The 13,570-nt window shown below is 31.6% G+C and carries 16 protein-coding genes and 1 riboswitch; of the genes, 1 reads left to right on the top strand and 15 read right to left on the bottom strand.

From position 1 onward, the window contains the following. Positions 1-7 precede the first annotated feature (7 nt). Entirely contained in the window at positions 8-736 is a 729-nt protein-coding gene (locus ABV008_RS12810; protein WP_352420224.1) for a hypothetical protein, read from the bottom strand. Positions 737-952: 216 nt separating this feature from the next. Between ABV008_RS12810 and prxU the strand changes: the two genes are divergently transcribed. Then, positions 953-1,672, top strand: a complete 720-nt coding sequence (gene prxU, locus ABV008_RS12805) for a thioredoxin-dependent peroxiredoxin (RefSeq protein WP_352420223.1) — start codon at positions 953-955, stop codon at positions 1,670-1,672. An 82-nt stretch (positions 1,673-1,754) separates the two neighbouring features. Here the strand turns inward: prxU and ABV008_RS12800 are convergent, their stop codons facing one another. The 14 genes from ABV008_RS12800 to cobM form a co-directional block, all read right to left on the bottom strand. Next, positions 1,755-2,561, bottom strand: coding sequence for a glycosyltransferase family 8 protein (locus ABV008_RS12800; protein WP_352420222.1), 807 nt, complete (start codon positions 2,559-2,561; stop codon positions 1,755-1,757). Positions 2,562-2,848: 287 nt separating this feature from the next. Further along, positions 2,849-3,001, bottom strand: a complete 153-nt coding sequence (locus ABV008_RS12795) for a hypothetical protein (protein ID WP_352420221.1) — start codon at positions 2,999-3,001, stop codon at positions 2,849-2,851. 14 nt (positions 3,002-3,015) lie between these two features. After that, complete coding sequence (locus ABV008_RS12790) at positions 3,016-3,726, bottom strand: nucleoside recognition domain-containing protein (protein ID WP_352420220.1); 711 nt, start codon at positions 3,724-3,726, stop codon at positions 3,016-3,018. A 97-nt stretch (positions 3,727-3,823) separates the two neighbouring features. Then, complete coding sequence (locus ABV008_RS12785; protein ID WP_352420219.1) at positions 3,824-4,414, bottom strand: histidine phosphatase family protein; 591 nt, start codon at positions 4,412-4,414, stop codon at positions 3,824-3,826. A 185-nt stretch (positions 4,415-4,599) separates the two neighbouring features. Then, on the bottom strand, positions 4,600-5,334 hold the full coding sequence (locus ABV008_RS12780; RefSeq protein ID WP_352420218.1) for an ABC transporter permease: 735 nt from the start codon (positions 5,332-5,334) through the stop codon (positions 4,600-4,602). Position 5,335: 1 nt separating this feature from the next. Next, positions 5,336-6,172, bottom strand: a complete 837-nt coding sequence (locus tag ABV008_RS12775) for an ABC transporter ATP-binding protein (protein WP_352420217.1) — start codon at positions 6,170-6,172, stop codon at positions 5,336-5,338. Between the two features lie 26 nt (positions 6,173-6,198). Further along, complete coding sequence (locus ABV008_RS12770) at positions 6,199-6,981, bottom strand: ABC transporter ATP-binding protein (RefSeq protein WP_352420216.1); 783 nt, start codon at positions 6,979-6,981, stop codon at positions 6,199-6,201. 1 nt (position 6,982) lies between these two features. Beyond that, positions 6,983-7,987, bottom strand: coding sequence for a FecCD family ABC transporter permease (locus tag ABV008_RS12765; RefSeq protein WP_352420215.1), 1,005 nt, complete (start codon positions 7,985-7,987; stop codon positions 6,983-6,985). 76 nt (positions 7,988-8,063) lie between these two features. Further along, positions 8,064-9,116, bottom strand: coding sequence for an ABC transporter substrate-binding protein (locus ABV008_RS12760; RefSeq protein WP_352420214.1), 1,053 nt, complete (start codon positions 9,114-9,116; stop codon positions 8,064-8,066). Between the two features lie 29 nt (positions 9,117-9,145). Beyond that, complete coding sequence (locus tag ABV008_RS12755; protein ID WP_352420213.1) at positions 9,146-9,925, bottom strand: sirohydrochlorin cobaltochelatase; 780 nt, start codon at positions 9,923-9,925, stop codon at positions 9,146-9,148. A gap of 150 nt (positions 9,926-10,075) precedes the next feature. Beyond that, a riboswitch (cobalamin riboswitch) is annotated at positions 10,076-10,260 on the bottom strand. A 37-nt stretch (positions 10,261-10,297) separates the two neighbouring features. After that, entirely contained in the window at positions 10,298-11,056 is a 759-nt protein-coding gene (gene cobK, locus ABV008_RS12750; protein WP_352420212.1) for a precorrin-6A reductase, read from the bottom strand. After that, complete coding sequence (gene cobJ, locus ABV008_RS12745) at positions 11,053-11,793, bottom strand: precorrin-3B C(17)-methyltransferase (protein WP_352420211.1); 741 nt, start codon at positions 11,791-11,793, stop codon at positions 11,053-11,055. The genes cobK and cobJ overlap by 4 nt, the downstream gene beginning before the upstream one ends. Continuing rightward, positions 11,794-12,807, bottom strand: coding sequence for a cobalt-precorrin 5A hydrolase (cbiG, locus tag ABV008_RS12740; RefSeq protein ID WP_352420210.1), 1,014 nt, complete (start codon positions 12,805-12,807; stop codon positions 11,794-11,796). Further along, on the bottom strand, positions 12,804-13,559 hold the full coding sequence (cobM, locus tag ABV008_RS12735) for a precorrin-4 C(11)-methyltransferase (protein ID WP_352420209.1): 756 nt from the start codon (positions 13,557-13,559) through the stop codon (positions 12,804-12,806). The genes cbiG and cobM overlap by 4 nt, the downstream gene beginning before the upstream one ends. Positions 13,560-13,570: the final 11 nt, after the last annotated feature.

Raw genomic sequence — 13,570 nt, 5'->3', positions numbered from 1 at the left:
TCCCATTTTAATCAATTTCTATAATCTGCCCCTCTTTTACCATTAACTTTACAGAAGCTTTTTTATCTTGATTTTTATATACTAGCTCTAATAGATTATAATCTAAGTATTTTACCTCTTCTATTGTATCATAGAATTCACTTTCAGCCAAAAGCTGGAAACCAAAATCTAGCCAATAATAAACTAGTAATCTCTCCCTTCCTTCTTCATTTTTATCGATAACTACTAACTCATCTCCTTTTATATCTAGAAAATCTATTATGTAAAAGTCTTTTAAATAATAGCCTAGCCTTGTTCCAGTCCATTTTTTATAGAGTTTCTCTCCATCCCAGTTGAATACAAAAAGTCTATTATTTACTTCCTTATCAAAGTGGGTTGATTTGTTCACTCCTATGATTACTTGAGGTACGTCAGTATAATCTATATTTCCTATTCTAATCTTCCAAGGAACAATAGTAGTAAAATCATATTCAGCTACCTTTTCCCACTTTGCACTTTTAGATGAACCTTCTCGCTTGTAAATAAAAATGTTTCTTTTTATATCAATTACATATTTTTCTTCAATAATTGCAAAGAGCCATTTTTCGTTAAATGCACAGTCTATTAGCCTTTGATTTGGTTTTAATTCTAATTTGCATTGAGCATCTTCCTGGCTAAATCTTATAAAAATTATGCCAAAGAATATAGCTATTAGAGCTATGAATGCAATTATTGTCCTTTTTTTATTTAATTGCAAGGAATTTACACTCCTTTATATGTTTTTAGTTAAATAACTTGCTATGGTATTTTAACTAATTATAAATATAGACGTTTTGTACGGCTTATTGTTCCATATCTTCACTAAATCTTTTGTATTTTTGTTTCAATATAAATTTAAAGGGTAAAATTAATATAGAAAAAACAAATAGTTTTTTATGAACTATAGATAAATTTAATAGAAAAGGGTGATTTTATGGCTGAAGAAATTAAAGCAGGTTGTACAAGACCTGAGTTGATGAAATTGCCAGAAGAAGAGATTAATGAAGAAGTAACACAAAACGTAAGGGAGGAGAAACAAAAAATGATTAAAGTAGGAAAACCTGCACCATTATTTAGTGCACCAGCATATTTTGATGGAAAGTTCGTAAATGTTAATTTGGAAGAATATAAAGGAAAATGGGTACTACTTTGCTTCTACCCAGGAGACTTTACTTTTGTCTGAGCTACAGAAGTTTCAGCAGTTGCTGAAAAATACAATGAATTAAAAGAATTAGGCGTAGAAGTTCTTTCTGTAAGTGTAGACTCTGCATTTGTACATAAAATGTGGAATGACCATGAATTATCTAAGATGATTGGAAAAGATATCCCATTCCCAATGGTAGCTGATCAAAATGGTAATATAGGAAAGCTATATGGAATTTATGATGAGGATAGTGGTGTAGAAACTAGAGGACGTTTCATAATAGATCCAGATGGAATAGTTCAAGGATTTGAAGTACTTACTCCACCAGTAGGCAGAAATGTGTCTGAAACAATAAGACAAATAAAAGCTTTTCAACTTGTTAGAGCTACAAAAGGTGGAGAGGTTACACCTTCAGGTTGGAAACCTGGTAAGACAACTCTAAAACCTGGTCCACATTTAGTGGGTAATGTATGGAAAGAGTGGAAAGTTAGCGAGGCTTTTGAAGACTAGTAATTTGCTCCTTAGCTTAATATAAATCTTAAGTTAAGGAGCAATTTTTTGTTTTTTCAACTAAACCTTTTTAGTTACAAGACTAATATATTGCCAACCTTTCATAGTGCTTATATAAAGAATGAAATTTTCCACTATATCTTTTCTTCCATGGCTTTCTCTTTCCGCAAAAATGGAGAATTACAGTATTATTTATAACATAATCCATATCATGAATACCACTACTCTTAATTTTGTAGTAGCGATAATATCTTGCATCATAATTATACAGAATTTCATCTAGTGTTTTTATGTTTTTAGAGTATAATGCATTTAGTATATCTTGATCTGGCATAATCAATTTTGAACGATTTTCTTCAACAAACCCAAATATACGCTTGTCATCAATAGATTGCCTTTGTTGTTCTAGATTCATTAGAAGTACCCCAGAGTTATAATATGCATCAATCTTATAAGGGTTTAGTCTTATTTTATTCACTTCTTTAACAGAAATAAAGTCATGGTATGCCGCTGCATACAAATAATCACTGATATTTGTATTATAAAGCTCTTTAATTGGATTTATAACAAGAATATCAGGATCTAAGTATAGTATTCTATCAAGTTCTTTAGGCAAAAATTTGTATGCCAATAAGCGATAGTACATTGCTTTAGTGTAATGAAGAAGAATAGGCGCATCATCAAAATAATTATCATCAATATCTACTACTTCTAATCTGCTACCATGTTTTTCTATATAATCACTTAAATTTTGTAATTCTTCCTGACTAATACTGGACTGCATTAAATAAATAGCAAACTTTTCTTCTGGATTATTGAGAAAAAGTGATTTAAGCATGACTTTCAAAGGTTTAATATAATTAGAATCCAAAGTAACTAGTATATTCAAACAAATCACCTCTATTATAACTTTTTTTATTAAAATTTAATTATCTAAAACCTGCTTGATTCTACTCTATAGTTCCTTTTACCTTATATGTCCTTAATGAAAGCTTATCAATTTTATAGATGAAAATCAATATAGACATCTTAAGAAATAAAATACCTAAAGATTATTATTTCTATCTTTAGGTATTTCATAATTTAACGTTTCAAATAAAATTTATAATGTAGAATTTTACTCCTTTTAAAGCCTTATCTTTAAAGCAAGTATATTTTTATTATTAGTTTGTTTCATTAATTCTTTAAATTATGGCAGCTGCTACAACTGCTACAACTATTGCAACCGCTACAACCTGCGCAACCACCTTTCTGTCTATTTCTTCTTATGCTCATTATAGAGAAAAATAATCCTACACCAATTAAAGCAACAATAATATAATCTACCATAATCTAGGTCACCTCTATTCTGAAGCAACAACATGCTTTTTAGAATTTAAATGGCTAATAATTCCTATTGCTAAAGCAATTGCAAGTATAACTCCAAAAACAATTAGTACAATGTCACCATTAATGACTACTCCCTCAGATGCAGCTTCCATTGCTCCAATATCTAGTACTTTTGGTACAGTCGCTTCAGTTCCTTTAAATATTATTCCCCCAACAACATTGACAATTAGTGCTAATATATATGCTAATCCTGTTTGGTATCCAATAGCAAAAAGTGTCCATTTCCAATTCCCAAATTCTCTTCTCATAGCTCCTATAGCCGCAAAGCAAGGAGCTGCAAATATAGTAAATACCATAAAAGCAAAGGCCGTTACTTGTGTAAAGGTAATATCAATTACTGACCCAACAGATGCAAACGTTGCTACTACAACTTCTTTAGCAATAAGTCCAGTAAATGTAGCAACAGCTGGTGCCCAAGAATCTCCAAATCCAAGAGGAATAAATATCCATTTGATGCTTTCTCCAATCTTGGCTAACATGCTTTGTTCTATCATTTCTCCTTCTAAATACTGTAGTGAGAAGCTAAATGATTGAAGTATCCATAACACAACACAAGCTACAAAAATAATGCTTCCTGCTTTTTTGATAAAGGATTTAGCTTTTTCATATAAAAAAAGAATTAGAAAAACTAAAGGGACTTTTTGCTTGTTATGGTAATGATACAAACAAAAAATCCCTTTATTTAAACTTTTCTCTAGATTATTTATAAAAAGTAACTTAAAATGATTTATAAAGTTTATAGATTCTACTAGCTCAATACTTTTAGCTGCAGCTAGTTAACCTTTTTATATACCCAAATTTATCTATATACTCTATCTCAACATATCCAGCAGGTGGACATTGAAAACGCCATATTTTATCTAAACCTAAATCAAGAAGGTATGTAATCATAGTCTGGATAATACCTCCATGGGTTACTATTATTGAATCCTTATCTTCTTCAATAAGCTTGTTTATAAAATCTTTTATTCTATTATAGACGTCTATCAGATTTTCTCCTTCTGGTATTCTATAGTTGACATAATCTTCAATCCAGGACTTCCACTCTTTAGCATAACTTTCTTGGATATGCCTTCTTTCTTTACCATCAAATATTCCAAAATTCATCTCTCTTAAATTGTCAACTATCTTTATTTCTTTATTTATTGATGCTGATATGACCTTGGCAGTAGTTAATGCCCTGTTTAAAGGACTTGAATATATTATTTCTATATTTTCATATCTTTTCAATGCCTCAGCAGTAGCTTTTATAGCTTTACTGCCTTTTTCAGTAAGAGGAAAATCCGTCCATCCACTGTATATACCACCTATATTTGCTTCTGTTTCTCCATGTCTAACTAAAATGAATTTCATGAATTTTCTTTAGCTGGTATGAGTCTTATAACTACTACTCAAACTCACTAAATCTTCACCTCCTATTTATATAAAATAAGCAAATTTATAAGTTACAAATGATTAATGTATATTTATTTAAACAAATTATATCATATTTTCTCCTCTATGCTTCCTTCAATTTGGATATATACATTGCATAGTTTCTACTTCATCTCTCTGAAGCTCATATAAACTCCAAAAAAGTAAAAAATAACAGAATATGTAAAAAGTACAAAAATAGATTTATAGTCAAATTCTCCTCTTAAAACGATACTCCTTAAGGAAACAGATGCATGAGAAAGAGGTAAAATATTTATTATTTTCTTTATGGCTAAAGGTAAGTTGTTCAAAGAGAAAAAAGTTCCACATAAAAAAGACATAGGTGTCATTATATAAGTTGTGAATCTATTCATATCATAATGGCTATCTATTGATAAGGCTGCACCATATCCAAATGCAGAAAATAAGAAGCTGTTTAAAAAACAAATTAATAAAAAGTAACCATTTATATTTATCTTGATTCCAAAAACATAGGATACAAGTACAATTAGTACAGTTGCATATATACCTCTTAAGGCTCCTGATAATATATGTCCTAATGCCATTAATGGCATTCTAACAGGAGAGGTTAAATAGTATTCAAAGCTTTTCTCATGTAATTTAGATATATTTATCCTCATAGCTACTGCGTTAAAGCTAGTGTTCATAGTAGAAAGAGCTATTATGCCTGGTATAATAAAGTGCATATAAGTTGCCCCTTCTATTGTCACATCTCTTCCAAGTCCCCAACCAAATGCTATAAGGTATAAAATAGGATTCATTAAAGCACTAGAAGTAATCTTGCCAATTCTTCTTTTGAAAAAAATAAATTCTCTCCACATTACAGTAAGTACTTCCATTTTATATTACCTTCCTATTTGTAAAATTATAAAATACATCTTCTAATGTAGTCTCCCTAAGAGTATAATTTGAACTCATAATTTCGGTAGTATATTTTATTACTTCTTCTTTATTCTTAAAAAATTTGTATTTGGTTTTCATCTCATTATCAAAGTACTCCATAGTGTAAGCTCCCAAGTCTTTCTTAAGGTTATCAGGAGTATCCTTGTCAATTATTTTTCCTTTGTCTATTAAACATACCTTATTACAAAGATAATCTGCCTCTTCAATATAATGGGTAGTTAGCAAAATAGTTTTACCCATGGCTTTCATTGCCTTCAGTATATCCCATATTTTTCTTCTGCCATTTAAATCTATACCTACAGTAGGCTCGTCTAAAAATATAATCTCTGGATCATTTATTAATGCTTTTGCAATCATTAATCGTCTTGCCATACCACCTGAAAGGTTCATAGCTTTTCTATCTTTATAACCTTCTAACTCCATAAACTCTAAAAGTTCAAATATCTTTTTTTTATAATCCTTAACTCTAAAAAGCTTTGCTGCAAAAACTAAATTCTCATATGCTGTAAGTTCTTTATCTAGATTAGTATATTGAGGCACTATTCCTAATATTTTTTTTACGTCCTTATTATTTCTGGTCATTTTCTGACCGTTAATGTATATATCTCCACAGGTTGGTTTCAATAGTCCTGTAAGCATTTTTATAATTGTAGTTTTTCCTGCTCCGTTTGGACCTAAAAGTCCTATAAAATCTCCATCATCGATATTTAAGCTCACATTATTTACAGCGATAAAATCATCAAACTTTTTTGTAACATTGTTTATTTGTATCATAAAGTATCACTTCCAAAATCTTTTATTTAAGCAATAGTCTTTTTAGGAATAAAGTATGGACAATTATTTATCTTATCCTCATATATATCTGCATCTATCCTAAAAACATTTTTCAATAAGCATTTTTTAATTATTTCATTTGGTGCTCCTAATTCACATAATTCTCCATCTTTTATCACCAGAATTGTATCCGAATACCTTGCAGCTTGATTTAAATCATGTAGAACCATGACTACAGTCAAACCTAAGGTTTCATTTAATTCTTTTACCAGCTCTAAAACTTCTACCTGATAAGATATGTCAAGAAATGTTGTAGGCTCATCAAGTAAAAGTATTTTAGGCTTTTGGGCTAAGGACATAGCTATCCACGCTCTCTGTCTTTCTCCTCCAGAAAGTGTTGCGACAAATCTCTTTCGCAGAGAACAAAGTCCTGTCTTTTCTAAGGCCCAGTCTACTATCTCCATATCCTCTTTTCTTAGTCTTTTTCCAAACTTCAAATGTGGGTATCGACCATAGGATACTAACTCTTCTACAGAAACATCTGAGGATACATTCTTTACTTGTGGTAATATAGCCAATTTTTGTGCAATAACCTTAGTATTAATTAGGTTTATATTAGTTTCATCTATATAAATATTGCCTTCAGATGGCTTTAAACATCTGCTCATAGCTTTGAGTAAAGTAGATTTTCCCGAGCCATTAGGTCCTATTATAGTTACTATTTGTCCAGAATTTATTTCAAAATTAACATTCTTAACCGCTTTTTTATCTCCATAATTTACGCTTATGTTTTCAATCTTCATTTTCATGTTAATACTCTCCCTTTCTTCTAAGTAAATATAAGAAAAATGGAGCACCTAATACTGACATTATAATTCCCACAGGTATTTCCGTCGGAGCAAATAAAAGTCTTGCTACTGTATCACAGAGCATTACTATACTAGAGCCTGTAAAAATAGATGCTGGCAGCAAATATCTATAATCTGAACCTATAAATAATCTAGTCATATGTGGCACTATAAGTCCTACAAACCCTAAAAGTCCTACAACACTAACTGCACTACCTGCTAATAGTGATGAGATTATAATAAACATGAATCTAGTTTTCTCTACATTTACTCCAAGACCTGTTGCTACTTCATCTCCTAACATTAAAATATTTAGTTTGTTTGGTATAAATAAAAGCAAAATAATTCCTATTGTTGCATATGGAAATATAGTAGTTACATGTTTCCAATTAGTTGCAGAAAGGCCACCAACCATAAATCCAATAACTCCAGCTACCTTGTTTGGAAAAAAAGTCATTATTGCATTTGTTCCTGCCCCCAATAGTGAAGAGACTGCCACACCTGCTAGTATTAAACGAGTAGGAACTACCCCCTCCTTCCAAGCTAAAAAATATATAAATAAAGTAGCTAATAATGCTCCTGTAAATGCTCCTATAGGTGCTAAATAATAAAAATCTGGAAGAAGTATTAAAATAATCAATGTCATAAGCCCTGCGCCAGATGAAACTCCAATTATATTAGGTCCTGCTAAAGGATTTCTCATAACTCCCTGTAGTATAGCTCCAGATAAAGCTAGACATGTGCCAACAAATGCAGCTACTATGGTTCTAGGCAATCTAACATTCCATATTATTTGATAGTTTACTGTAGATTTATCAAAAAATATGGAATTAATTATTTCCTTAGGAGATATATTCACAGCTCCATTTCCTATACTTATAAAAAAGCTGACTACGAAAATACATATGAAAATAAACAAAACAAACTTTTTTTTGATACCTTCGTTTTTTGTATTACTGCTGGTCATGTTTTTCAATTCCCCTTAGTATTAACATTTTATCTATAGGCTGTATAGTCTTAAAGACTATACAGCCATGTTTTTATTAATTAAATATTTCTGGATAAAGTATTTTTGCTAAGCCCTCATATGCCTCTGCATATCTTGCATTTGGCTTGTATAAATACAAGTCTTTTGGAAGAACTATATATCTTCCTTCCTTAACTGCAGTAAGTGATGCCCAAGCTGGATTATCTTCAACATCTTGCTTTAATCTTTCCATTATTTTTTCTTTGTCGCTTCCCATAGTTTGTACAAATATAAAGTCAGGGTCTTCTTGTATTATTTTCTCCATACTAAATGTTTTGGCGTTTTCTGGGTTAGTTTCTGAATCAGATATATTTATAGTATTTAAATCTTTAAGCATTTCTCCTACCATTGATTCAGAGTTTCTTACAGTAATATTTTTCGCTGTAGCAAACACTATTAAAGTCTTGTAGTTTTTATCTTTAGGTGCCTTTTCTACTACTGCATCTACACCTTTTTTAACTTCATTAATATGCTTTTCATATAAATCTTCTCTCTCTGTTATACCTGTGAAAAGTCTTACTGTTCTATAGTAGTCTTCCAAATAATCATTAACTATGGATATAACTTGAATATTATTTTGCTCTAATACTGGTGCCATTTCTGCTTGTACTTTAAATCCATTAGTTACAATAACTAGGTCTGGCTCTAATGCTAATATTTTCTCAAGACTTGGAGCGCCTGCAGTTCCAACAACTTCAGCTGACATAGCATTTTCAACAGGCTTATCTTCAGATTCTTCTACTCTACCTATAACTTTTCCGCCACAGCTATCCCAAATATCAAGATAAGAGTTGTATAAGCAAACTACTCTTTGAGGATTCTTTTTTATAGTTACTTCTTCTCCTCTAGCATCTGTAAATACTACATTATCTTTATTAACAGTTACTCTATACTCAGATACTATTTCTTTTGATTCTGAATCTTCATTTGTTTTTACTTCTTCACTGTTGCTTTCATTAGTGCTACTTGGTGTGTTGTTTTCTACTCCAGTGTTTTTATTGCAACCTGTAAAGATTGCGCTAACCATTACAATAATTAATAATAGTGACATTATTCTTGATTTTTTCATAAGTTATTCCTCCTAGTATTTTATAAATATTAATTGTTTATAGTATCTTTTAGATGAGATACAAATATATCCTGAATTTTAATGTTCTCACCTAAACCTCTTAAGTCTATTTCTACTTTGAAATCATTACTTATTAGTTTATTCTTCCATGAATCATCTTCATCACCAGCCATATCGTTTATTGCATGATCTCCTGCAACAAGCATGAAAGGCATTAGCTTTACTTTGGCTATTCTTTTTTCTAAAAGCTTAGGTATTAAATGCTCTAATGTGGTACTGCCTTCTACTGTTCCAATAAATATATTGTCTGAATACTCTTTTCTAAAATGTTTCTCTAATAAATCATAGCTGTTATCCGAACTATGGTCAGTTCCATGCCCCATAAAAACAACAGCCTCATTATGATTTAGGTTTTTGATTTCAATTGACTTAACTACCTTCTCATAATCAACATCATCATATAGTAATGGTTTCCCTACATGCATAGCGATGTCATTGTTCTTTTCTATAAACAATTCAACCTGCCTTAAAAGCTTATTGTACTCATGTCCAGGTATTATGTGGAGAGACTGTAAAAATATTTCATTAATCCCTTCTTGTTTCATTTTCTGTAATGCTTCTGTTACATTATTTACTAATATACCATCTCGTTTTCTTAGCTTATTGATTACCATTTGAGAAGTAAATGCTCTCTCTACTTGGTATTCACTAAACCCTTTTCTTATTTTACTTTCTATGCTTTCAATGCATAATCTTCTAGTTTCTTCAAAACTAGTGCCAAAGCTAACCACAACAATTCCTTTTTTCATTATTACCTCCTTTATATTACAATTAATTGCTATACCTTCGAGGGATATTTATAGTGTTTAGCAAATAAAAAAAGCCACAGCCTCTAGACTATGGTTCTATAATATGCACAAAAAATCTACACATAAAATAACCACTTCCCACCGAAGGCTTATTTATAAAATTTACAGGCAGGTCTCCTGACTCGTGGTACTTCCTACTTTCAAAACCTTCCCAGAAAATACTTCTCCAGTGGCATATAATGATTTCGTTCCCACTTACAGTAGCGGGGGCTGTAACGGATTTACACCGTTTTCCCTATTATTCTCATCAAAGAACCTGTAATTTTTATCTATTTAGTTGTGTTTAACGATAGTTTAACAATAGTTTAACTGCTACTCTTTATAACTTTTATTAACAATCTTTATAACTTCTTCTATACTATTACATAGGTTTGTATACTCTATATTAGGGCGTTGTATAAGAACAACATTTACTCCAGTTTCTATTGCTCCTATAACCTTTTCTTTAGTTCCTCCAGGGTCTCCACTATCTTTTGTTACCATATGTTTAACATTATAATTGCGGTATATAGCTTTATTAAGCTCCTTTGTAAAAGGCCCTTGAATTGCTATTATCTGCTTTGGAAGCAATCCTAGCTCTTCACATTTCTTTACTACAGAATTGGTAGGAAGAACTCTTGCATATAGCCTGCTAATATCAAGAGAAGATGTGAAAACCTGTAAGTTATTGCTACCAGTAGTTAATAAAATGTTTCCCACAGTTTCTTTTAAATATAGTGTTGCACTGTTATAGTCTGGGAAATAACGTACTCCATCATATACATGTCCTTTTCTTTCAAATCTTAGATATTGTATTCCAGTAGATTTACTTACAGCCATGGCGTTTTTTGAAACCTTGTCTGCATATGGATGGGTAGCGTCTACTATATATTTTATTTTCTTTTCCCTTATGAGTTTTTCCATATCTGAGCATTCTAATCTTCTAGATATTATTTCTACTGGATTTTTATCAGATTCAACCAACATTCCTCCATACTCTGTAGCTGTAGAAGCTATAACAGGATATCCCTTATCTGATAGTAACTCTATTATTTTTCTACCATCAGATGTCCCTGATAAGACCAATATCATAATTCATAGCCCCTAGGGGTTATCATCTTTTCTTTTACGGAATATGTGTTTGAATTTCCCACAATAACTGTAGTAAACATATCTATTTCATATTTTAACATGTCTCCAAGTGTTGTTATTACAATTGATTCTCCAGCTCTCTTAGCATTTCTAACTATACCAACTACTGTATCTTCATTTTTATATTTTAGTAGTATTTCTCTAGCTATTTGGATTTGCTGTTGTCTTCCTTTGCTTTTAGGATTATATAGACATACTACAAAATCACCTTTTCCTGCACAATGAAGTCTCTTTTCAATTAAGCTCCAATCCGTAAGCAAATCACTTAAGCTTATGGTTACATAATCATGCATAATAGGTGCACCTAGTGAAGCAGCAGCAGCATTTGCAGCTGTAACTCCAGGTATCACCTCTACCTCTACATGGCTTTCATCCTTAAAGGCTACTTCAAACATTATTCCAGCCATTCCATAGACACCAGAATCTCCACTGCTAACTAATGATACTGTCTTGCCCTGCTTTGCATATTCTAAAGCTTCTGTGCATCTTTCTATTTCCTTTTTCATTCCACTAGAAGCCACTTCTTTATCTTCCAGCATATCTTTTATTAAATCAATATAAGTCTTATATCCAACTATTATATCTGACTTCTCTATAGCGGTTTTAGCCTCGAAAGTCATATGTTCCTTACTTCCTGGTCCTATGCCTACTACATATATCTTTCCTGTTTTATTCATCTATACTTCCTCCCATATAGATAAGGTTATTCCATTATATGCTTGTTTTCTCATGAGAAAATGTCCCTTTATGGCAGTAAGTGCTGCACATGGCTCACAAACTGCACCTACTCCTATTGTTTTTCTCACAAACTCTGAACACTGAAATTCATTTTCTACAGTCTTTATTTCTTTTCTATCAACTATCTTAACAATGGTTTTATAGTGTTTTGCAGCTTCAAATATTCCTGCTTCATTCTTCTTCACATCTACTGTTGCAAAATGCTTGATACTTCTATTGTCAATATTTAAAGAAACTAATGCTTCTTCTACTGCATTTATTATAGCTTCACTACTGAGCCCTGATTTACAGCCTACGCCAATTATTATGTTCTTAGGTATTAGCTGTACCTCATATTTATTGTCTAAATTCATTATTCTATTTGTAATAAATATTATGCCTTTTGCTTCTCCTTCTGTTACTATGTTGTTAGGAAGCTTCGTTTCAATATTAATATCAGATTTTATTTGAACTATCTCATCATTTACTATAAGTGCTGTAACGTTTTTAGCACCAACCATATTGGATATACAGCATTTTAATTCTTCAGCTAGTGTATCCACTGCTATTAGCCCCTTTACATCCGATGCAGTAGTTATTACAAGCTGACCTCCTATTTTATCCGCCAATAGCTTAGCAGCTTTATTAGCTCCTCCTAAATGACCTGAAAGCAGGCTTATTATAAACTGTCCTCTTTCATCCATTACTAATATTCCAGGATCAGTAGTTTTACTTTTAATGTACTTAGCTATACTTCTGACTACTATTCCTGTAGACATAATAAAAAGTATAATATCATATTTGTAAAATATACTTCCTATGAATTCATCAAGCTTTTTATTTATTACTAAGGTTTCTTCATCAGCCCATTTTTCCTGAGTATATACATCTAATCTAATATCATCTAATAGATTCTTTATTCTCTTCCCTTGCTGTGTTCCATCTTTAGTCAATGTAACTACTGCCCAACTCATTTGGCACTCCTATATCCGTGACTAAAGTTCTTATCATATAACTTAGATAGTTCATATTCATCGCCTAAAAAACCACCAACTAAAATCTGTGCAGTCTTATTTATTCCCTCTGCCTTCACTTTTTCAGCTATATTGCTAAGATTTCCTATGACTATCTTTTGATCCTCCCAGCTAGCCTTTTGAATTACTGCAATTGGTGTGGATTCACTATAATGTTCTTTTAATCTATCTGCAACCTGGTCTATCATATTAACCGAAAGAAATATTGCCATAGAAGCTTTATGTGATGCTAAGCTCTCAAGACTTTCCCTTTCAGGTACTTTAGTTCTTCCTTCTAGCCTAGTACATATTACTGTCTGTGATACATTGGGAAGTGTAAATTCTTTTTTGATAGCTGCTGCTGAGGCTACAAAAGAACTGACACCAGGTATTACTTCACTATCTATTCCCAGTTTTTCAAGAGCATCTATTTGCTCTCTTATAGCTCCATATATACTAGGATCTCCAGTGTGAACTCTTGCCACTTTTTTACCTTCTTTAATACTTTTATTCATCACTTCTATGACTTCTTCCAATGTCATGGATGCACTGTTATATACTACACTTTCTTCCTTTCTACCTTGTAACACCTGTTCATTTACAAGGGAACCAGCATATATGATTACATCAGATTCATCTATTATTTTTTTACCTTTTATAGTTATCAGGTCAGGATCTCCAGGTCCTGCACCTATAAAGTACACCTTCTTCATATTAGTCCTCC

Source organism: Proteiniborus sp. (genome assembly GCF_040308045.1).
Lineage (GTDB): Bacteria > Bacillota > Clostridia > Tissierellales > Proteiniboraceae > Proteiniborus.
Note: the sequence above shows the minus strand (reverse complement) of the source record. Positions and strands in the feature narration are given on the sequence as shown.